21 protein-coding genes are annotated in these 19,590 nt (G+C 51.1%); 8 read left to right on the forward strand and 13 right to left on the reverse strand.

What is annotated here, in order from left to right:
* Nucleotides 1-4: 4 nt before the first annotated feature.
* Both ispA and xseB read right to left on the reverse strand, forming a co-directional pair.
* A complete protein-coding gene (gene ispA / locus LA337_05040) occupies nt 5-904 on the reverse strand; it encodes a (2E,6E)-farnesyl diphosphate synthase (GenBank protein ID UBI17065.1) in 900 nt (299 codons plus the stop codon).
* On the reverse strand, nt 905-1,147 hold the full coding sequence (gene xseB / locus LA337_05045) for an exodeoxyribonuclease VII small subunit (GenBank protein ID UBI17066.1): 243 nt from the start codon (nt 1,145-1,147) through the stop codon (nt 905-907).
* A gap of 208 nt (nt 1,148-1,355) precedes the next feature.
* Here xseB and thiI point away from each other — a divergent pair, with 208 nt between their 5' ends.
* Complete coding sequence (thiI, locus tag LA337_05050) at nt 1,356-2,804, forward strand: tRNA 4-thiouridine(8) synthase ThiI (protein UBI17067.1); 1,449 nt, start codon at nt 1,356-1,358, stop codon at nt 2,802-2,804.
* 65 nt (nt 2,805-2,869) lie between these two features.
* Here thiI and LA337_05055 read toward each other — a convergent pair whose 3' ends face one another.
* The 3 genes from LA337_05055 to panE are packed head-to-tail and all read right to left on the reverse strand — an operon-like array spanning nt 2,870 to nt 5,419.
* The gene (locus LA337_05055) at nt 2,870-3,922 is read right to left on the reverse strand and encodes a hypothetical protein (GenBank protein ID UBI17068.1); all 1,053 of its coding nucleotides are present in this window, start codon (nt 3,920-3,922) and stop codon (nt 2,870-2,872) included.
* 32 nt (nt 3,923-3,954) lie between these two features.
* Nucleotides 3,955-4,545 (reverse strand): protein deglycase YajL, encoded by a 591-nt coding sequence (yajL, locus tag LA337_05060; protein UBI17069.1) that lies wholly within the window; start codon nt 4,543-4,545, stop codon nt 3,955-3,957.
* Complete coding sequence (panE, locus tag LA337_05065; GenBank protein ID UBI17070.1) at nt 4,508-5,419, reverse strand: 2-dehydropantoate 2-reductase; 912 nt, start codon at nt 5,417-5,419, stop codon at nt 4,508-4,510. The genes yajL and panE overlap by 38 nt, the downstream gene beginning before the upstream one ends.
* Before the next feature lie 174 nt (nt 5,420-5,593).
* On the opposite strand from panE, the gene LA337_05070 reads away from it, so the two are divergent.
* The gene (locus LA337_05070; GenBank protein ID UBI17071.1) at nt 5,594-6,085 is read left to right on the forward strand and encodes a YajQ family cyclic di-GMP-binding protein; all 492 of its coding nucleotides are present in this window, start codon (nt 5,594-5,596) and stop codon (nt 6,083-6,085) included.
* Nucleotides 6,086-6,179: 94 nt separating this feature from the next.
* Here LA337_05070 and LA337_05075 read toward each other — a convergent pair whose 3' ends face one another.
* Entirely contained in the window at nt 6,180-7,544 is a 1,365-nt protein-coding gene (locus tag LA337_05075; protein ID UBI17072.1) for an MFS transporter, read from the reverse strand.
* A gap of 182 nt (nt 7,545-7,726) precedes the next feature.
* Between LA337_05075 and hcp the strand changes: the two genes are divergently transcribed.
* From hcp to LA337_05090, 3 genes are read left to right on the forward strand one after another with little or no spacing between them, the layout of a single operon-like run.
* Nucleotides 7,727-8,209, forward strand: coding sequence for a type VI secretion system tube protein Hcp (gene hcp / locus LA337_05080; GenBank protein ID UBI17073.1), 483 nt, complete (start codon nt 7,727-7,729; stop codon nt 8,207-8,209).
* Between the two features lie 11 nt (nt 8,210-8,220).
* Complete coding sequence (locus tag LA337_05085; GenBank protein UBI17074.1) at nt 8,221-8,670, forward strand: hypothetical protein; 450 nt, start codon at nt 8,221-8,223, stop codon at nt 8,668-8,670.
* A complete protein-coding gene (locus tag LA337_05090; GenBank protein ID UBI17075.1) occupies nt 8,655-9,029 on the forward strand; it encodes a DUF1493 family protein in 375 nt (124 codons plus the stop codon). The genes LA337_05085 and LA337_05090 overlap by 16 nt, the downstream gene beginning before the upstream one ends.
* Nucleotides 9,030-9,092: 63 nt before the next feature.
* On the opposite strand, the gene cyoE is transcribed toward LA337_05090, so the two are convergent.
* From cyoE to LA337_05125, 7 genes are all read right to left on the reverse strand, one after another.
* On the reverse strand, nt 9,093-9,983 hold the full coding sequence (gene cyoE / locus LA337_05095; GenBank protein UBI17076.1) for a heme o synthase: 891 nt from the start codon (nt 9,981-9,983) through the stop codon (nt 9,093-9,095).
* Nucleotides 9,984-9,994: 11 nt separating this feature from the next.
* Nucleotides 9,995-10,324: a cytochrome o ubiquinol oxidase subunit IV gene (locus LA337_05100; protein UBI17077.1), complete on the reverse strand. Its 330-nt coding sequence runs from the start codon at nt 10,322-10,324 to the stop codon at nt 9,995-9,997.
* Nucleotides 10,324-10,938 carry a cytochrome o ubiquinol oxidase subunit III gene (locus LA337_05105; GenBank protein UBI17078.1) on the reverse strand — a complete coding sequence of 205 codons (615 nt, stop codon included), beginning with the start codon at nt 10,936-10,938 and terminating at the stop codon, nt 10,324-10,326. Before LA337_05105 ends, LA337_05100 begins: the two co-directional genes overlap by 1 nt.
* The gene (cyoB, locus tag LA337_05110; protein ID UBI17079.1) at nt 10,928-12,919 is read right to left on the reverse strand and encodes a cytochrome o ubiquinol oxidase subunit I; all 1,992 of its coding nucleotides are present in this window, start codon (nt 12,917-12,919) and stop codon (nt 10,928-10,930) included. The genes LA337_05105 and cyoB overlap by 11 nt, the downstream gene beginning before the upstream one ends.
* Nucleotides 12,920-12,930: 11 nt before the next feature.
* Nucleotides 12,931-13,878, reverse strand: coding sequence for a cytochrome o ubiquinol oxidase subunit II (gene cyoA / locus LA337_05115; protein ID UBI17080.1), 948 nt, complete (start codon nt 13,876-13,878; stop codon nt 12,931-12,933).
* Nucleotides 13,879-14,337: 459 nt separating this feature from the next.
* The gene (ampG, locus tag LA337_05120) at nt 14,338-15,813 is read right to left on the reverse strand and encodes a muropeptide MFS transporter AmpG (protein UBI17081.1); all 1,476 of its coding nucleotides are present in this window, start codon (nt 15,811-15,813) and stop codon (nt 14,338-14,340) included.
* A gap of 44 nt (nt 15,814-15,857) precedes the next feature.
* On the reverse strand, nt 15,858-16,436 hold the full coding sequence (locus LA337_05125; GenBank protein UBI17082.1) for a lipoprotein: 579 nt from the start codon (nt 16,434-16,436) through the stop codon (nt 15,858-15,860).
* Between the two features lie 306 nt (nt 16,437-16,742).
* On the opposite strand from LA337_05125, the gene bolA reads away from it, so the two are divergent.
* From bolA to clpP, 3 genes are all read left to right on the forward strand, one after another.
* The gene (gene bolA, locus LA337_05130) at nt 16,743-17,060 is read left to right on the forward strand and encodes a transcriptional regulator BolA (GenBank protein ID UBI17083.1); all 318 of its coding nucleotides are present in this window, start codon (nt 16,743-16,745) and stop codon (nt 17,058-17,060) included.
* Nucleotides 17,061-17,404: 344 nt separating this feature from the next.
* Nucleotides 17,405-18,703: a trigger factor gene (gene tig, locus LA337_05135; GenBank protein UBI17084.1), complete on the forward strand. Its 1,299-nt coding sequence runs from the start codon at nt 17,405-17,407 to the stop codon at nt 18,701-18,703.
* 247 nt (nt 18,704-18,950) lie between these two features.
* Nucleotides 18,951-19,574, forward strand: a complete 624-nt coding sequence (clpP, locus tag LA337_05140; GenBank protein ID UBI17085.1) for an ATP-dependent Clp endopeptidase proteolytic subunit ClpP — start codon at nt 18,951-18,953, stop codon at nt 19,572-19,574.
* Nucleotides 19,575-19,590: the final 16 nt, after the last annotated feature.

The following is a 19,590-nucleotide window of genomic DNA, read 5'->3' on the forward strand; positions in this document are numbered from 1 at the left end:
TGGTTTATTTATCACGCTGGATTATATAGTCCGCTAGCGCTTCCAGTGCCGAGGTATCGAGTGACTGTGCGGCCAGCAAACTTAGCGACTCGCGGGCATCCTCAATTAAATCCCGGGCTTTGTTCTGGGCTTGCTCAAGACCCAGAAGTGCAGGATAGGTACTTTTGCCAAGCTGCTGGTCAGCACCCTGACGTTTACCCAATGTTGCAGTATCGCCTACCACATCCAGGATGTCATCCTGAACCTGGAAGGCCAGACCGATGCTTTCTGCGTATTTGTCGAGTATTGCCAGGCATTCTCGCCCTTTATCGCCTGCGCTTAATGCTCCCAGACGTACGGCGGCGCGAATCAGTGCCCCGGTTTTATGGCGGTGAATACGCTCCAGTGCATCCAGCTCAACCTGATGACCTTCAGCTTCCAGATCCAGCGCCTGACCGCCGCACATACCGGCAATACCGCTGGCCCGGGCCAGTTCAGAGATCATCGCGATGCGGTCACGATCGGACACTTCCGGCATCGGGGCATCGCTGATAATAGAGAACGCCAGCGTTTGCAGCGCATCTCCGGCCAGGATCGCGTTTGCCTCGCCAAATTTTACGTGGCAGGTCGGCAGACCGCGGCGCAGGTCATCGTCGTCCATCGCGGGTAAATCATCATGCATTAGCGAATAGGCATGAATGCACTCGACGGCGGCAGCGGGAGCATCAAGCGTACTCAGGCTGACGCCAAACATCTGACCGGTCGCATACACCAGGAACGGGCGCAGACGCTTACCGCCTAATAATGCGCCATATTGCATGGTTTCGACCACGGGAGTGTTCTGAAAGGGCAATGGCGCAATAAAACGGCTCAGTGCCTGGTTGGCCTGCTCAACGCATGCCTGTAGCTGCTGCGTAAAATCCATTTACTCATTATCCGGTGTGAAAGGCGTAAGGGCGGCGTCTTCAGTATCTGACAGCAGGATTTGTACGCGCTGTTCAGCCTGTTGCAATTTAACCTGTCCCTGACGCGCCAACTGTACGCCACGTTCGAATTCGTTCAGCGCTTCTTCCAGCGGCAGGTCGCCGCTTTCCAGGTGGGTAACAATCTGTTCCAGCTCGCTCAGCGCTGTTTCAAAACTGGCTGGCGCTTCATTTTTCTTCGGCATAATGAATGTCTGACTCTCTGTATTGGCAGCACAAGACTATGGTAACGGACTCGTACTGATAAGCAAATAACGCGCAATGGTAAGGCGATGTGCACAGGATGACCATGATAGTGGTATACTTGCGCGCCTGGATGCAGCCGCAGGGTATGGGCTGCTGTATTTTTTTCCATTACAAGTCGTTCAGACTTGCCAAAGAACCATTGCCGCCATGAAGTTTATCATTAAATTGTTCCCAGAAATCACCATCAAAAGCCAATCTGTGCGTTTGCGCTTTATAAAAATTCTGACAGGGAACATTCGTAACGTTTTAAAGCATTATGATGAAGACCTTGCCGTTGTCCGTCACTGGGATCACGTTGAGGTTCGCGCTAAAGATGAAAGCCAGCGCCTGGATATACGCGACGCGTTAACCCGTATTCCGGGGATCCACCATATTCTCGAAGTAGAAGACGTGCCGTTTACCGATATGCACGATATTTTCGAGAAAGCGCTGGTGCAGTATCGCGATCAACTGGAAGGTAAAACCTTCTGTGTACGCGTTAAGCGTCGCGGTAAGCATGAGTTTAGCTCCATTGAGGTGGAACGCTATGTTGGCGGCGGGTTGAACCAGCATATTGAATCCGCACGCGTGAAGCTGACGAAGCCGGACGTGACGGTTAATCTTGAAATCGAAAACGACCGTCTGCTGCTGGTTAAAGGCCGCTATGAAGGTATTGGCGGTTTCCCGATTGGTACGCAGGAAGACGTACTGTCGCTGATCTCCGGTGGTTTCGACTCCGGCGTGTCCAGCTACATGCTGATGCGTCGCGGCTGCCGCGTACACTATTGCTTCTTCAACCTCGGCGGCGCAGCGCATGAAATCGGCGTTTGCCAGGTGGCGCATTATCTGTGGAATCGCTTTGGCAGCTCGCATCGCGTGCGTTTTGTTGCAATCAACTTTGAGCCGGTGGTTGGCGAGATCCTGGAGAAAGTCGACGACGGCCAGATGGGCGTGGTCCTCAAACGCATGATGGTACGCGCGGCGTCGAAAGTCGCTGAGCGCTACGGCGTACAGGCGTTGGTCACCGGTGAAGCACTGGGTCAGGTGTCCAGCCAGACGCTGACCAACCTGCGCCTGATCGATAACGTATCTGACACCCTGATCCTGCGCCCGCTTATCTCCCATGATAAAGAGCACATCATCAATCTGGCGCGTGAAATTGGTACCGAGGACTTTGCCCGTACCATGCCGGAATACTGTGGTGTGATTTCAAAAAGCCCGACGGTGAAAGCGGTTAAAGCGAAGATTGAGGCTGAAGAAGAAAACTTCGATTTCTCTATCCTCGATAAGGTGGTTGAAGAAGCCAACAATATCGATATTCGCGATATCGCTCAGCAGACACAGCAGACCGTGGTGGAAGTTGAAACCGTGAGCGGCTTCGGCCCGAACGATGTGATTCTGGATATCCGTTCGGTGGATGAACAGGATGACAAACCGCTGAAAGTTGACGGTGTGGACGTCGTTTCTCTGCCGTTCTACAAACTGAGCACTAAATTCGGCGATTTGGACCAGAGTAAAACCTGGCTGCTGTGGTGTGAACGCGGGGTGATGAGCCGCCTGCAGGCGCTGTATCTGCGCGAGCAGGGCTTTGAAAACGTGAAGGTGTACCGCCCGTAATTGACTAAACACCGTGTTGTAAGCCGGATAAGGCGGTTACGCCGCCATCCGGCAATATAACGATATTATTCAAAACGCACGGGTAGTGTCTTTCCGTTCGATTCCCAGACGCCCTGATAGACACCGTCTTTTAACTCCAGCGTTATCTTCTCTTCCGATTGTTCAGCGGCAGACGTCTTCAGTTCATAATGTCGATTGTCGGCTGTGTCGCACTTACCGGTTAATTCAATCGGTGCGCCAAATTTCTGGTAAAAGTAAGCCCCTTCAAAAAAATCACCGTATTTGCAGTCCACCTTCAGCACAATACGCATGCTTTTTCCCAACGTGCCGTACATGACCTTGCCGTCAATGCCGGGAGTGGGCTCAACCGGTGTTGTACTCTTTGCACCAGTCAGATACTGGCCGTATGGCGTGAACTGTTTATGCAGTTCACCGGTAGGGATTTTCGTGGTGAAATCGCCCAGCTCGTCACCCGCGCGGTTGGCATGGTTGCTACAGCGTCCGTTCAGGAAAGCCAGATGATCTTTTTGCAGGGAGAATCTGTCGATGTAGTACAACCCGTCAATGTAGGTTGCGCATGAGGCGTAGAATTCGGCATAGCCAGGATCTCCACCGTCCTTCTGTGCCGTAACAAAGGTATCAATTTGGCTGCGGATATCCTTTCTGATGCGGGTGTTTAATTCGGCCATCGTGGAGCGGGAAAAAAGATCGTTAAGGGTAATTGCCGCGCCGCTGGCCAAATCGAAGCTGATCGGCACATTGTATGACTCGCAATACGCTCCGCAGCCTTCGACAAACATATTCAGGGTCAGGACATTGGCATCGCGATACTCAATCGTATAGTCAAGGTTTGCGGTAGGGTTCATCTCTGAATTTGCAAACTGATTCACTGTCGTTTGCGGATTATTTCCCGGTAGCTGATTGATAAAGCTGGCGAAAATATAATCGTTAATGCGTTTTGCAACCTGTGGGCTTTCCTTTGAAGTAAACCACGGCACGCGATACTGCATCTCAGTGCTTGCGGGATAGCGATACTCAAGGTTTTTTATTTCAAGCTGTGTTGCACAGGCGTAACCAGAAAAGAGCAGTAAAGCCACTGTGCTCAGATATCCTTTCATTATAATTCCTTGTATGTGAGTGGCCTGAAAGTTTACTCGTAGTAGTTATAAATTCCCGCGGCCATCACCAGCTGTGACGCCACCTCGTGAGCTTTTTCGCGACTCACCAGCAGATCAATGATTTTTAAACCGAAATCGATTGAGGTTCCCGGTCCCTGGCTGGTTAACAGATTAACGCGCGGATCCCATACGACGCGCTTGTCCTGCCACTGGTCAGCGGGGATCTTGTCTTTCAGCGCCGGGAAGCCCGTCATATTTCCGATGGGGAAAATATCGTGTGGGACGAGGACGGTGGCGGCAGCGGCGCAAATTGCTGCGACAATGCGCCCGGAGCGATGAAACTGTTTCACGGTTTCGACCAGCAGAGGGCTGTCGCGAAAACACTCGGCGCCTTTAATTCCGCCCGGCAGCACGATGATATCGAAATCGCCGTCAGCAACTTCCACTAATGGCGCATCCGCCAGCAGCTTCACTCCGCGTGAACACACAATAGCCAGGCCGCCATCGCTGGCGACGCTTGCGGTCGTGACCTTAATCCCGCCGCGAACCAGCAGATCGATAGTGGTGACCGCTTCGGTTTCTTCACTACCAGGGGCGAGACATACCAGTGCTTGAGCGCTCATACTCACTTTCCTTTCTCTTAACCATTTCAAACAGGCGGGCATTTTCCGGGACGGCGATGCCGTGCGCGCGGGCGCGTTTTAACAAATAGCCGGTAATGTAATCGATCTCAGTATGGCGCAGCGCACGAATGTCTTGCAGCATCGATGAGATATTTTCCGCAGTACTGTCAATTACTTGCTCGACATAATAGCGTAAATCATCCGCTGATGTGTGGTGGCCTTCGCGTTCAATGACCGCTGCTACTTCCTCGCAGATGAGTGCTATTTTTTCTGGATGATGGCGTAACTCGCCGTTTGGGCAATCCCATAATGCGGTCAGCGGATTAATAACGCAGTTTACTGCCAGCTTGCGCCATAGCTCGGCGCGGATAGTGTTGTGCCAGGCGACGTCCGGCAGCACTTCTTGCAGGACTTCAGCCAGATAGCTGAAATCACCGTCTTGTTCACGCGCCGGACCAATCCTTGTAGTACCCTGAGCGACATGAATGATGACGTTCCCGTCACGGCGTGCCGCGTGGGTGGTGGTGCCCATCAGCAGAGGTTGCTTAATGTTATGCAGTTCTTCAATCGTCCCCATACCGTTGTGAATCAGCAGAATGGGAGTGGTTTCAGGCAGTATTGCGGCCAGGCCTTTTACCGCATCAGAAACCTGCCAGGCTTTCAGGGTGACCAGCAGCAGGTCGCTTTTCGCCAAAAAATCGGGGTCGTTTGCCGTCAGGGATTCATTAAAAACTGACCCATCCGTGTCGATCAGGTTAACGCTGCAATAGGGTTGCGGTACGCGTAGCCACCCCTGAACTTCATGTCCATGTTTGCACAGCGCGGTTAGCCAAAGCTGTCCTAACGCTCCACATCCCAGTACGGTAATTTTCATTCTTCCTCCTCACCTGCAACAGCACCAGGTGTTAATCCATATCGGCCGTACCCCATTATTGTTCGCAGGTGTCAGTACCACGTACAATTAAAGGATACAGCCTAGTATAGCGCTGTCTGTTGTGTAACTTTGCAGGTATTATGCTTCGCATCAAAAATGAAGGGAGAGGAAAAGATGCCATCTTTCGATATTGTTTCTGAAGTTGATCTTCAGGAAGCCCGTAACGCGGTAGATAACGCCAGCCGTGAAGTGGAATCACGCTTTGATTTTCGTGGCGTTGAAGCGACTTTTGAGCTGAATGAGTCAAATAAGACGATTAAGGTGCTGAGCGAGTCTGATTTTCAGGTCAACCAGTTGCTGGATATTTTACGTGCCAAGCTGTTGAAGCGCGGTATTGAAGGCACGTCGCTGGACGTACCAGAAACCTTCGTGCACAGCGGTAAAACCTGGTTTGTGGAAGCTAAGCTGAAGCAGGGCATTGAAAGCGCGGTGCAAAAGAAAATCGTTAAGCTGATTAAAGACAGCAAACTGAAGGTGCAGGCGCAGATTCAGGGCGAAGAAATTCGTGTGACCGGTAAGGCGCGTGACGATCTGCAATCCGTTATGGCGCTGGTTCGCGGTGGCGATCTCGGCCAGCCATTCCAGTTTAAGAACTTCCGCGATTAAGTCGTAATGCCTGATGGCGCTACGCTTATCAGGCCTACAGGTAGCACACGCTATTGGTAGGCCGGATAAGGTGATAGCCGCCATCCGGCAATCTTCACGCCTGGCTGATGGCCTGCTCAACCTCAAATCGATTCGTCACTTTGCTGTCGATTTTCACGTAGGCCGAGTGCTCTTTCGCGACAATTAACACTTCGCTTATCCCTTCTTTAGCCAGCAGACGCTGCTTCAGGGTGTCATCCGCAGCAATTTCAGGTGGGATTTCCACCCGCAGGCTGCTGACATACGGCGGCTCTTTCATTGTACTTGCCACCAATAACCACACTGCTGCCAGAAGCGCACCAGCCAGGAATACCGCCTGACCATCAAACATTTCGACTACCCAACCGCCGAGCGAACCGCCAATCGCCACGCCGATGAACTGGCTGGTGGAGTAAACGCCCATCGCCGTGCCTTTATAGCCAGCCGGAGATTCTTTACTGATAAGCGAGGGGAGGAGGGCTTCCATCAGGTTGAAGGCGAGGAAGAATATCTGAACGCCCGCAATCAGCCCCCAGAAACGAATGTTAGCGCTCCACAATACAATTTCTGCAATAAGAATCAGTAACACGCAGGCGAGGAACACGCGTTTCATCCGGCGCTTCACTTCGGCGTAAATGATGAACGGCACCACGGAAACAAAGGACAGCAGCATCGTCACCAGATAAATTTTCCAGTGTTCGGCGGCGGGGAAGCCTGCTTTCGCCAGTTGGCCCGGTAAGGCGACGAAGGTAGACATCAGCAAAATGTGCAGACACATGATGCCGAAGTTGAGCTTCAGCAGTTTAGGTTCCGCCAGCACTTTGCTGAAGCTGCCTTTTACCATGCCCGACTCGCGGTTCAGCACGTGGTTGGTACTGTTGGGAACGACCCAAATGGTTAGCACGATACCCGTGGTAGCAAGAGCGGCAATCATCCAGAACAGCGCGTTTAGCCCCAGCGCATGGGTAACGATCGGCCCCAGCACCATCGCAATGGCGAAAGTGATACCAAAGCTGACGCCGATAAACGCCATCGCTTTCGTTCGGTTTTGCTCACGGGTTAAGTCGGACAGCAGCGCCATTACGGCAGCAGCAATCGCGCCAGAACCTTGTAGGGCACGACCAAGAATAATGCCCCAGATTGAATCGGAGAGGGCGGCAATTATGCTGCCGAGAACGAATACCGCCAGTCCGCCGACGATAAGCGGCTTACGCCCGATGCGGTCAGAGAGCAGACCAAAGGGGATTTGGAAAACGGCTTGCGCCAGGCCATAAATACCGATAGCGAGTCCGATCAAGGCTTCGCTGGCACCCTGTAGCGCCATACCGTACGTGGTCAGAACCGGCAGGACCATAAACATGCCAAGCATGCGCAACGAAAATACGGTCCCTAAACCCCAGGTGGCGCGCAACTCACCGGGCGTCATTTTGTAATCGTTCATTCCCACCTCTGTATTAATTTCGCGCCTAGTGTAAAGCGGGGAAGGGGTGGGGTAAACCTCTACGATATGTGGAATTGTGTAGTGGGATAATTGAAATAATTGCCAACGCAACTAATTTACTTGTGATAATTACGGGTGTAGTCTTTTTGTGGTTGTTTCTAATGGAAAGAGGGAAAAGGAAAATGGCGATTCCAGGCAATATGTGGATTTATGACGATGGTGGCGCGCTGATAAAGGGCGGGTGTGATGTAAAGGGAAGAGAATACAGTATTGAATTTAAAGGTTTTCATCACAATCTGTCTATTCCAACAGATAATGCAACGGGTAAACCGACAGGCACACGCCAGCATTCACCGATGATGATCGTCAAAGAGTTTGACTACTCTAGCCCGTATTTATACAAAGCGGTCGCTTCTGGTCAGAATCTTAAGTCCGCAGAGATTCGTTGGTACAAAATTAATGATGCGGGTCAGGAAGTTGAATACTTCAATATGTTTCTGGAAGGCGTGCGGATTGTCTCCGTTTCTCCCACGATGGCTGGTCCAGAGGACATGAACAATAACCATCTTGAAACCATAGAATTACGCTACGAAAAAATCACCTGGAAGCATTGCGACGGGAACATTATCTATACCGACGCATGGAATGACCGGCAGACGGCATAATGGGTGATTGAATGGACACCACTGAAGAAGTGAATGGAACCTATTGGTATCATGGTCACAGCAATCTATCAGCTGGGGAATTGTATGATCTCATCTTTCTGGAACAGTTTTGTGATGAGTTAGGAATTGGCATTGAATCGGGAGCAGCTATTCTGGCTGGTCAGCCCTGGTTAAAGACAAGGCAAAAACCACGAGACGCGACTAAAGGAACAAGTGTTGCCTCAAAGTACGCAAGAATTATACTGAGAGATATGCGATTACCTTTTGGTCTCAGAGTTAAAACACCAGTTGGTTTTACCATGAAGAAAACTAACAAGGTTGCTGCTGTGATTGGGCGTTATTGCCCTTGGTTAGGATGGGTGGCGTTAACCAACGCTATTTACCAGATCTCACGGCGTACACAGAATAAATACAATCTGATTGCCCGCCCAAAAGATCGCATACAGTGGACATCTTTCTAATGAGCATACAAAATGAAGTGTTGAAGCTATTCAGGAAGGAGATACCTGGATACGACGATAAAGACGGAAATGAGATCCCATTAGAATTGGACACAGATTTATTCGATGAGCCACGAGACGACCTCTCAGATGCAGTAGAAGAGTTTCAGAAAGTATTCAATGTAGATTTATCGAATGTTGACTGGACCCGCTATTTTCCTTGGGAAAACACGCCTCTTCTGACTCGGTGGTTCAAAGCTAACCGGGAAGAAGTGGAAGCAACACGCATACCGTTAACCGTAAGGATGTTTGCTGAGTCGGCTGAAGCGGGGAAATGGCTTTTTGAGGTCTGGGATGATAAACAAAAAGACGAGACCTAATGCTCTCCAAACTGCTTAGTAATAAAAAAGGGTGCCGAAGCACCCTTTTCGTATCCGCAGATTTTACCAGACGTAAGTCAGCAGGTTCTGCGAGTTTGGCACCATAAAGTCGACGGACATCATCACGCTGAGCGCGGTAATGGCGATGATGGAGAAGCCGAACAGCTTGCGCGCCCAGACTCTGTCATCTTCCACTTTATAACCGCGCAGCGCCATGCCCAACCACCAGACGCTCACCGCCGCCGCAACAATCAGGTATTTATAACCTGCATAACCGCCCAAGGTTAGCATCAGCGTGGCGATAGCAAATGCCACGATATACAGCGTGATATGGTTCTTCGCGACCGAAATGCCTTTTACCACTGGCAGTACAGGGATGTTGGCAGCCTGATAATCCTTGAAGCGGAAAATCGCAATCGCGTAAGAGTGCGGCATTTGCCACAGGCTGAAGATAGCCAGCAGAATCAGCGCACCGCTATCGAACTCACCGGTTACGGCGCAGTAGCCAATCACCGGCGGCGCAGCGCCGGAGAGTGAGCCAATCAGCGTGCCATAAACGGAATGGCGCTTCATGTACAGGCTATAAACGCCCACATAGACCACGAAGCCCATTACCCCCAGCCAGCAGGCCAGAGGGTTCGCGCCAAACCACAGCAGCATAAAGCCAGCAATACCCAGCAGGGTGGCGTATACCAGCGAGACCGCAGGGGAAATCAGACCTTTAACCAGCACGCGGTTTTTGGTCCTCTCCATCTTCCTGTCGATATCCCTGTCGATGTAGTTGTTAAATACACAACCCGACGCCACAACCAGTGACACCCCAACCAGCGTGTAGATAAACAGGGGATAATCAATGCTGCCTTTCGAGGCCAGCAGGAATCCCCCAATCACCGAGATCAGGTTGCCAAAGATGATGCCTGGTTTCGTTACTTGCAGGTATTGCTTAAACATCATAATCGCCGCTCTTAGTGCATCATCATGTTGTAGTTAAGGTTCCACATAATCCAGATGGAGCCCACAACCAGGATGGCGATGATTAGCACAGTAAAGACAAAGGCCGTCATGTTCCAACCTTCATCAGATTTGCTATTCATGTGCAGGAAGCACACCAGGTGCACCAGAATCTGTACCACTGCCATTGCCAGAATAGTTCCCAGAATGACGGCCGGAGAGGCAGCACCCGTCATGACCATCCAGAACGGAATGACCGTCAGGATGATCGACAGGATAAAACCTGTCATGTAGGTTTTTACGCTGCCATGGGATGCGCCGCCGCTCTCGTTAGAATGACTCATTACATCGCCCCCATCAGATAAACAACAGTGAACACACAGATCCACACCACATCAAGGAAGTGCCAGAACAGACTCAGACACATGATGCGGGTGCGGTTAGTACTGGTCAGGCCGCGACGAGCAACTTGCACCATCAGCACCGCCATCCAGATAAGACCGGAGGTAACGTGCAGACCGTGCGTGCCGACCAGCGCGAAGAACGCAGACAGGAAGCCGCTGCGATCCGGGCCCATACCGTTAACAATCAGGTGATGGAATTCATAGAGTTCCATCCCGATGAATCCGGCACCGAACAAGAAGGTCAACGCCAGCCAGGAGATAACCTGGCTCTTGTTGTTCTTGTACATGGCAATCGCTGCCATGCCGTAAGTAATGGAGCTGAATAACAGCAGGAATGTTTCAACCAGAACGAACGGCAGTTCAAAAATGTCCTTACCTGTTGGGCCACCTGCGGTGCCGTTCACCAGAACGGCATAGGTTGCAAACAGAATAGAGAACAGAATGCAGTCGCTCATCAGGTAGATCCAGAATCCGAAGATCTTGGTCTGGCCTGCATCGTGGTGCCCGTGTTCGTGCGCGTGGGCAGTCGCGTGCGTTAAAGTATCAGTTGCCATTTTTCAGCCCTGCCTTAGTAATCTCATCGAAATGCTGGTTTTCCAGTTTTTCGACTTCCGGGACCGGCACGTAGTAATCCACGTCTTCATCAAAGCTTTTCACAATCCAGCTGATGATCATGCCTGCGAAGCTTGCAATCGCCAGCCACCAGATATGCCAGATCATGGCGAAACCAAACAGTGTTGCGAAGGCGGTAATGACGATACCGGCACCGCTGTTCTTCGGCATATGAATTTCTTCATAGTGCGCAGGCTGCTTGTACGCTTCACCTTTTTCTTTCATTTCCCAGAAGGCATCACGCTCGTGAACGTGCGGCACAACGGCAAAGTTATAGAACGGAGGCGGGGAAGAAGTTGCCCACTCCAGCGTACGACCACCCCATGGGTCACCGGTCAGGTCACGGTTCTGCTCGCGGTCGCGAATAGAAACGAAGATCTGAATCAGCTGGCACAGGATACCCAGTGCAATCAGCGCGGCACCGCAGGCGGCAACGACCAGCATCGGATGGAACTGCGGGTCAATCTGCTGGCTGAGGCGACGGGTCATACCCATGAAGCCCAGCACGTACAGCGGCATAAATGCCACGAAGAAGCCGATGATCCAGAACCAGAACGCGCGTTTACCCCAGGTTTCGTTCAGCGTGAAGCCAAACGCTTTTGGCCACCAGTAGGTCATACCAGCGAAGCATCCAAATACAACGCCGCCGATGATAACGTTATGGAAGTGCGCAATCAGGAACAGACTGTTGTGCAGTACGAAGTCCGCACCCGGCACCGCCAGCAGTACGCCGGTCATGCCGCCGACTGAGAAGGTGACGATAAAGCCAATCGTCCACAGCATCGCTGAGTGGAATACGATACGGCCCTGATACATGGTGAACAGCCAGTTGAAAATCTTCACCCCGGTCGGGATGGCGATAATCATGGTGGTAATACCGAAGAAGGCGTTTACGTTAGCGCCCGCACCCATGGTGAAGAAGTGGTGCAGCCAAACAACGAACGACAAAACGGTGATACACACGGTTGCCCACACCAGTAAGGTGTAGCCAAACAGACGTTTACGCGAGAAGGTTGCAGCGATTTCGGAGAATACACCGAACACCGGCAGAACCAGAATGTACACTTCCGGATGGCCCCAGGCCCAAATCAGGTTGATGTACATCATCATGTTGCCGCCCATATCGTTGGTAAAGAAATGGGTACCCAGATAGCGATCCAGGGTCAGCAACGCGACGGTAACCGTCAGGATTGGGAAAGAAGCGATAATCAGGATGTTCGCACACAGAGATGCCCAGCTAAATACCGGCATCTTGAACATGGTCATTCCTGGCGCACGCATCTTAATGATGGTCACAAAGAAGTTGATACCGGTCAGAGTGGTACCAATACCTGACAACTGAACTGCCCATATCCAATAATCGACCCCGACGCTTGGACTGTACTCTATTCCCGAGAGCGGCGGGTACGCCAGCCAACCGGTCTGTGCGAACTCTCCCACGCCCAGAGACAGGTTAACCAGGATTACGCCGACAACGGTGAACCAGAAGCTCAGGTTGTTCAGGAACGGGAACGCAACGTCACGAGCGCCGATCTGCAGCGGAACCACCAGGTTCATCAGACCGATAACAAATGGCATTGCCACGAAGAAGATCATAATCACGCCGTGAGCCGTGAAGATCTGATCGTAGTGGTGAGGTGGCAGGAAGCCCGCTTCACCTGCAGAAGCCAGCGCTTGCTGGCTACGCATCATGATGGCGTCGGCAAAGCCACGAATCAACATGACGATTGCAACGATGACATACATGATGCCAAGGCGTTTGTGGTCAACAGAAGTCAGCCACTCTTTCCATAGATAGGTCCACTTACCGAAGTAAGTGATTAGGCCCAGTAAGGCCGCACCACCGATGATTATTGCAGCGATCGTAACCATGACAATGGGTTCATGGAACGGCACTGCATCCAGCGTCAATTTTCCGAACATCGTATTCTTCCTCAACCCTTGGAGTGGGCGGATTCCGCGTGGCTCATGTCCATGCCTTCGTGTGCGCTGTGCTCACCTTCGGGTTGGGTCATGTCCATGCTCTTACCGTGAGCCATAAATTTGTTAATAACGTCTTTAAACAAATCGGGTTTCACGTTGGAGAAGTATTCCACCTGGTTGTATTCACTTGGCACAGCCACTTTCTCGAACGCTGCCATGTCGCTCATGGTGTTCGTGGACTGTTTAGCTTTAGCAACCCATTGGTCGAATTCGGCGCGGTCCTTTGTTGCGATAGCCTTGAACTTCATACCGGAGAAGCCAGGTCCGCTATAGCTTGCGGAGATACCATCATAAGTACCGGCTTCGTTGGCGATCAGATGCAGTCGAGTCTGCATACCGGCCATGGCATAAATCTGGCTACCCAGACGCGGGATAAAGAAGGAGTTCATCACGGAGTTGGACGTCACTTTGAACTCAACCGGAGTATTCGCCGGGAAGGCGATTTCATTCACGGTAGCGATACCCTGTTCCGGATAGATGAAGAACCATTTCCAGTCCATGGAAACCACTTCGATGGTAATGGGCTTCTCGTCATGCGCCAGCGGTTTGCTTGGCTCAAGAGCGTGAGTGGTTTTCCAGGTCAGTACGGCAAGGAAAATAATGATTAAGATCGGCACCGTCCAGACCACAGCTTCCACTTTATTGGAGTGTGACCAGTTCGGGCTGTACTTCGCATCTTTATTGCTTGCACGATACTTCCAGGCAAAACCAACAGCCATCAAGATGGCGGGAATAACGACAATCAACATCAGGCCAAATGCCGTCAGTATCAATGAACGTTGTTCCAGTCCAATCTGTCCTTTAGGGTCAAGCAGCGCAGAATTACAGCCACTGAGTAACGCAGTGCCTGCAATTAATGACAACCATCCCAAACTTTTATTGTATTTCCTGAGTCTCATTTAACGACCTCAATTCCACGGGACCGGGTGGCGTTTAAAGTGTGAGGTCATTTTACGGGAAGGTTACATTACTGTAAACATCCTTGGATCTGTGTTACTGGGTTCTGCCGCGCATGTCACATATGTTGCAATATATGTCGCTTTGGCTTTAAGAACCTGTTGCAACATCACGTTATAACGAAAGCGGGCAGGCGAGGGACTTGCTGAGGGCAATTGGTATAACCAATACGAAAATAAAACAATTGTTTAACAATTGATTATCAATAAAAAGACAATTAAAGAACAAAAAATAAATCTGTAGTGGCTGAATCGAGTAAGGAAAATAGTATATATAAAAGGCGTCAATAATTTCCAAATTCTTTGGCGCACAAAATAACAAATTATATTTTTAGCGATTGTTGTTTATTTAGCCGTTATAATTACGCAAGGTGATTACAACGGCGATATTAATGCGGATTGTTACGCCAGACGGGTTTTGCGCAGTGCCAGATAATCCAGCAATCCACCAAAAACGACTCCACAGACCGCGACCACCACTGAGACTTCAAGCAGTTCCGGCAGGAAGGAGAAGTTGGTGTAATCCAGTGCGTTCATAGTTAACAGCAGTAGCCAAGCCAGCAGTAAGCAGCAGCCCGCTACCAACGTCATTAATGCCAGGCTGTACGCCCCACGAAATTCCGTGCGTGGAATAAAGCTTTCATTTTTCCAGCTATGCTCCAGCGTCTGACGACAAACCAGCAGCAGTATGAGGCCGGGGATCGCGGCAAACACGGAGAACAAATAAAACGTTGGCCAACCGTGCGCTTCGACAAACCAACCCGCTACCGGGCCAACGTAAACGCGACCAACCGCTGAAAGCGCGGAGAGCAGGGCGAACTGAGTCGCTGAGAAGGACTTATTGCACAGCGTCATTAATAAGGCGACAAACGCTGCCGTGCCCATTCCACCGCACAGGTTTTCAAAGAAGACGGCGGCCGCCATACTGAACATGTGTTTGTCAGTGATGGATAGTAACCAATAACCCGCATTCGACGCCCCCTGCAGGATGCCGAAAATCAGCAAGGCGCGAAACAGCGAAAGGCGCTGCATCAGGATCCCGCCGTACAGCGCGCCAACGATGGTGGCCAGCAGCCCGAGCGTTTTATTCACCACGCCAACTTCACCCGCATCAAACCCAACGCCGCGAATTAAAAAGGTGGTGGTCAGGCTCATGGCGAAAGCATCCCCAAGCTTATACAGCACAATCAGCAGCAGGATCAGCCAGGCGTTGTTACGACCAAAGAAGTCGCGCAGCGGGGCGACTACCGCCTGCTCCAGCGTTTTGGGCACCGGAATGGCATCAGTCGGTTCGGGGGCCAACAGGGTCGCGATGATACAAGGTATCAGTAGTGCTGCCATCAGCCAGTACATGCCCTGCCAGCCCAGCCAGCGATCGGCCATCCACAGGGCCAGCCCACCGGAAACCAGCATCCCTAAGCGATAGCCCAGCACGCTGATAGCCGCACCGGTGCCGCGTTCTTCGGCGGGCAACACGTCGGTTTTCCAGGCATCAAAGACGATGTCCTGCGATGCTGAGCAAAACGCGATCACCACCGCAAGCGCGGCCATCCAGCGCAGCTGCGTACCAGGTTCCAGAAAACCCATCGCGGCGATAGAAATCAGTAACAGTACCTGGGTTGCCAGCAGCCAACCCCGGCGTCGACCTAAAAACGGCGGAGTGTAGCGGTCCATTAGCGGGGACCAGAGGAACTTAAACACGTAGGCCTGGCCGACCAGAGAAAAGAATCCAATGGTTTTAAGATCGATATTCTCGACCGTCATCCACGCCTGAAGCGTACCCGAGGTCAGAGCGAGCGGTAAACCGGAGGCGAATCCCAGTATGAGCAGGATAGCTGAACGTGGTTGCTGAAAAATACGTAAGTAATGACTGGACATGGGCTTCTATAGGCCCGACGAGCGCCGGGCCATATGGGCAGAAATTAACGAGCGTTCTGCTTGATGAAATCGTGAACGCTGGTGTCCTGAGACATATCAGCGATGGTGTCGGTCAGTACGCTGTTAACGGCGTCAGCGATATTTTTGTTAGAGGCCTGCAGTGCGCCCTCAACAGAATAGCTTGCGCGGTAGTTTTTGGTCATCTTGTTGCCGTTAGCGGCGGTCGCGATGATGGCGATGTCTGCCTTGGTGGCGATGTTGTAACGCACGCTACCCTGAGACACGTCAGCATACAGTTGGCTAACAATAATTTGCAGGTTGACTGCACCGTTTGGCCCAATCATATAACCGCGTGCGGTCATCTGTTTTTCCAGTACTTCTTGCAGCAGGAAGCGCAGATCGCGAGACGCGGTCAGGGTAACCAACTGGTTGTCACGGGTGACTTTTGCCAGCGCCTGATCCTGACGCTGGTCGGCACCGTTGATGCTAACGGTCACGCCCATCAGGCTTGGGTCCTGCTGCGGCAGAGTGATTTTTGGGGAAACTTCAATAGTGGTCGGCGGCGTTGCGCATCCAGCTAACATAAACAGCGCGACAAACGGGACGAGGATTTTTTTAAACATGCCAGGGCTCTCAGCGAATCTAAATTGTATGGTTGGAGAAAATTCCCGCCATCATAACATCGCCAACGATGAGGGGAAGTGGGTAACGCATGTAAATTCATTGTGTTGTCCGTTTTATGACTTTGTGGAGACCATTAACGGACTTTTTGCAATAAATCGAAGGGTAGATTCAGTGAACTTCATCCGTTTGGCTGAGAAAATCAGACAAGGGCTAATTTTTTGTTGCTAAGGTGTAATGAAAACGGTAAAAGCGGCTAGTATTTAAAGGGATGGGTGACATCTCAGCGTTGTCGGAGGAAAAATTTCATGATGATTCGTGAGCAAATAGAAGAAAAATTAAGGGCAGCGTTCGAACCCGTATTCCTCGAAGTTGTGGATGAAAGCTATCGTCACAATGTCCCGGCTGGTTCTGAAAGCCACTTTAAGGTTGTGCTGGTTAGCGATCGCTTTACAGGTGAACGTTTTCTTAATCGTCATCGGATGATTTACAGCACATTAACGGCGGAGCTTTCCACAACCGTTCATGCGCTTGCCCTGCATACCTATACCATTAAGGAGTGGGAAGCGTTGCAGGATACGATTTTTGCATCGCCTCCGTGTCGTGGGGCGGGAAGCATCGCGTAAAAACGGATTTGCAACAACCGACGCTTTTCCAGTATGTTGCTACAGATTATGTGAAAACGGCCTGCGGGCCGTTTTGTTTTGTCTGAATTCTGGGGCGCTCGTACAGTATTCAGACAAAAATTAGCCGGGAATTGTGAAAAAAGCCGCAGCAACGCGCGATAACCGTTCTCGACTCATAAAAGTGATGCCGCTATAATGCGCGTCTTATTTTTCGGAATGTCTTCGGGATGATTCTGACGACAGGGAATGTGATTGCTTATGAGAACATCCCAGTTCCGCGAAGCCAACAACCTGTGCTTGCGGAGAAGAGTTGACCGAGCACTGTGATTTTTTGAGGTAACAAGATGCAAGTTTCAGTTGAAACCACTCAAGGCCTTGGCCGCCGTGTAACGATTACTATCGCTGCTGACAGCATCGAGACCGCTGTGAAAAGCGAGCTGGTCAACGTAGCGAAGAAAGTGCGTATTGACGGTTTCCGCAAAGGAAAAGTACCGATGAATGTTGTTGCTCAGCGTTATGGCGCATCTGTTCGCCAGGACGTTCTGGGTGACCTGATGAGCCGCAACTTCGTTGACGCGATCATCAAAGAAAAAATCAATCCGGCTGGCGCACCGAACTACGTTCCGGGCGAATACAAACTGGGTGAAGATTTTACTTACGCGGTAGAGTTCGAAGTTTACCCGGAAGTTGAGCTGACTGGCCTGGAAGCAATCGAAGTTGAAAAACCGGTTGTTGAAGTCACCGACGCTGACGTTGACGTGATGCTGGATACCCTGCGTAAGCAGCAGGCTACCTGGAAAGACAAAGACGGCGCTGCTGATGCAGAAGACCGTGTAACCATCGACTTCACCGGTTCTGTAGACGGCGAAGAGTTCGAAGGCGGCAAAGCGTCTGACTTCGTACTGGCGATGGGCCAGGGTCGTATGATCCCGGGCTTTGAAGAAGGCGTTAAAGGCCACAAAGCTGGCGAAGAGTTCACTATCGACGTGACTTTCCCAGAAGAGTACCACGCTGAAAACCTGAAAGGTAAAGCCGCTAAGTTCGTTATCAACCTGAAGAAAGTTGAAGAACGCGAGCTGCCGGAACTGACTGAAGAATTCATCAAACGTTTCGGCGTTGAAGATGGTTCCGTAGCAGGTCTGCGCGCTGAAGTACGCAAAAACATGGAACGCGAGCTGAAAGGCGCTGTGCGTAACCGCGTTAAGTCTCAGGCGATCGAAGGTCTGGTAAAAGCTAACGACATCGACGTTCCGGCTGCTCTGATCGACAGCGAAATCGACGTTCTGCGTCGTCAGGCTGCACAGCGTTTCGGCGGCAACGAGAAACAAGCTCTGGAACTGCCGCGTGAACTGTTCGAAGAACAGGCTAAGCGTCGCGTAGTTGTCGGTCTGCTGCTGGGCGAAGTGATTCGCACCAACGAGCTGAAAGCTGATGAAGATCGCGTTAAAGGCCTGATCGAAGAGATGGCTTCTGCTTACGAAGATCCGAAAGAAGTTGTTGAGTTCTACAGCAAAAATAAAGAGCTGATGGACAATATGCGTAACGTCGCTCTGGAAGAGCAGGCTGTTGAAGCCGTTCTGGCGAAAGCGAAAGTGACTGAAAAAGCCACTTCCTTCAATGAGCTGATGAACCAGCAGGCGTAATTCGTCGCTTTTTTAGCTCGAATTTCGTACGCAAGCCCGTCACCTTTTGGTGGCGGGTTTTTTTTTGTCACGCATTTTGCATGGGAAGAGTGCGAAAACAGCGTTTCAGTGTTAGCGTTACAACAAAAGATTGTTATGCTTGAATTATGGCGATGTCGTACCCATTACTGAGGGACTAGCTGATAATCCGTCCATAAGGTTACAATCAGCACAGCAGGTTTTTTCAAATTTTATCCAGGAGACGGAAATGTCATACAGCGGCGAACGAGATAACTTTGCACCCCATATGGCGCTGGTGCCGATGGTCATTGAACAGACCTCACGTGGTGAGCGCTCTTTTGATATCTATTCTCGTCTACTTAAGGAACGCGTCATTTTTCTGACCGGCCAGGTCGAAGACCATATGGCTAACCTGATCGTGGCGCAGATGCTGTTCCTGGAAGCAGAAAACCCAGAAAAAGATATCTACCTGTACATCAACTCCCCTGGTGGAGTGATCACTGCCGGGATGTCTATCTATGACACCATGCAGTTTATTAAGCCGGACGTCAGCACCATTTGTATGGGCCAGGCGGCCTCAATGGGCGCGTTCCTGCTGACTGCCGGGGCGAAAGGTAAACGTTTTTGCCTGCCTAACTCTCGCGTCATGATCCACCAGCCTCTGGGCGGTTACCAGGGCCAGGCAACGGATATTGAAATTCATGCCCGTGAAATCCTGAAGGTAAAAGGGCGCATGAACGAACTTATGGCGCATCATACGGGTCAATCTCTTGAGCAGATTGAACGTGATACCGAGCGCGATCGCTTCCTCTCCGCTTCTGAAGCGGTAGAGTACGGTCTGGTCGACTCGATTTTGACCCATCGTAATTAATGCCCAGCGCGCAGGT

It is taken from the genome of Citrobacter europaeus (genome assembly GCA_020099315.1).
In the GTDB taxonomy this organism is placed as follows: Bacteria; Pseudomonadota; Gammaproteobacteria; order Enterobacterales; family Enterobacteriaceae; genus Citrobacter; species Citrobacter europaeus.

Excerpts from the sequence above, each read along its gene's own strand:
- ispA (UBI17065.1), bottom strand. The coding sequence starts at position 904 with ATGGATTTTACGCAGCAGCTACAGGCATGCGTTGAGCAGGCCAACCAG.
- xseB (UBI17066.1), bottom strand. The coding sequence starts at position 1,147 with ATGCCGAAGAAAAATGAAGCGCCAGCCAGTTTTGAAACAGCGCTGAGC.
- thiI (UBI17067.1), top strand. The coding sequence starts at position 1,356 with ATGAAGTTTATCATTAAATTGTTCCCAGAAATCACCATCAAAAGCCAA.
- LA337_05055 (UBI17068.1), bottom strand. The coding sequence starts at position 3,922 with ATGAAAGGATATCTGAGCACAGTGGCTTTACTGCTCTTTTCTGGTTAC.
- yajL (UBI17069.1), bottom strand. The coding sequence starts at position 4,545 with ATGAGCGCTCAAGCACTGGTATGTCTCGCCCCTGGTAGTGAAGAAACC.
- panE (UBI17070.1), bottom strand. The coding sequence starts at position 5,419 with ATGAAAATTACCGTACTGGGATGTGGAGCGTTAGGACAGCTTTGGCTA.
- LA337_05070 (UBI17071.1), top strand. The coding sequence starts at position 5,594 with ATGCCATCTTTCGATATTGTTTCTGAAGTTGATCTTCAGGAAGCCCGT.
- LA337_05075 (UBI17072.1), bottom strand. The coding sequence starts at position 7,544 with ATGAACGATTACAAAATGACGCCCGGTGAGTTGCGCGCCACCTGGGGT.
- hcp (UBI17073.1), top strand. The coding sequence starts at position 7,727 with ATGGCGATTCCAGGCAATATGTGGATTTATGACGATGGTGGCGCGCTG.
- LA337_05085 (UBI17074.1), top strand. The coding sequence starts at position 8,221 with ATGGACACCACTGAAGAAGTGAATGGAACCTATTGGTATCATGGTCAC.
- cyoE (UBI17076.1), bottom strand. The coding sequence starts at position 9,983 with ATGATGTTTAAGCAATACCTGCAAGTAACGAAACCAGGCATCATCTTT.
- LA337_05100 (UBI17077.1), bottom strand. The coding sequence starts at position 10,324 with ATGAGTCATTCTAACGAGAGCGGCGGCGCATCCCATGGCAGCGTAAAA.
- LA337_05105 (UBI17078.1), bottom strand. The coding sequence starts at position 10,938 with ATGGCAACTGATACTTTAACGCACGCGACTGCCCACGCGCACGAACAC.
- cyoB (UBI17079.1), bottom strand. The coding sequence starts at position 12,919 with ATGTTCGGAAAATTGACGCTGGATGCAGTGCCGTTCCATGAACCCATT.
- cyoA (UBI17080.1), bottom strand. The coding sequence starts at position 13,878 with ATGAGACTCAGGAAATACAATAAAAGTTTGGGATGGTTGTCATTAATT.
- ampG (UBI17081.1), bottom strand. The coding sequence starts at position 15,813 with ATGTCCAGTCATTACTTACGTATTTTTCAGCAACCACGTTCAGCTATC.
- LA337_05125 (UBI17082.1), bottom strand. The coding sequence starts at position 16,436 with ATGTTTAAAAAAATCCTCGTCCCGTTTGTCGCGCTGTTTATGTTAGCT.
- bolA (UBI17083.1), top strand. The coding sequence starts at position 16,743 with ATGATGATTCGTGAGCAAATAGAAGAAAAATTAAGGGCAGCGTTCGAA.
- tig (UBI17084.1), top strand. The coding sequence starts at position 17,405 with ATGCAAGTTTCAGTTGAAACCACTCAAGGCCTTGGCCGCCGTGTAACG.
- clpP (UBI17085.1), top strand. The coding sequence starts at position 18,951 with ATGTCATACAGCGGCGAACGAGATAACTTTGCACCCCATATGGCGCTG.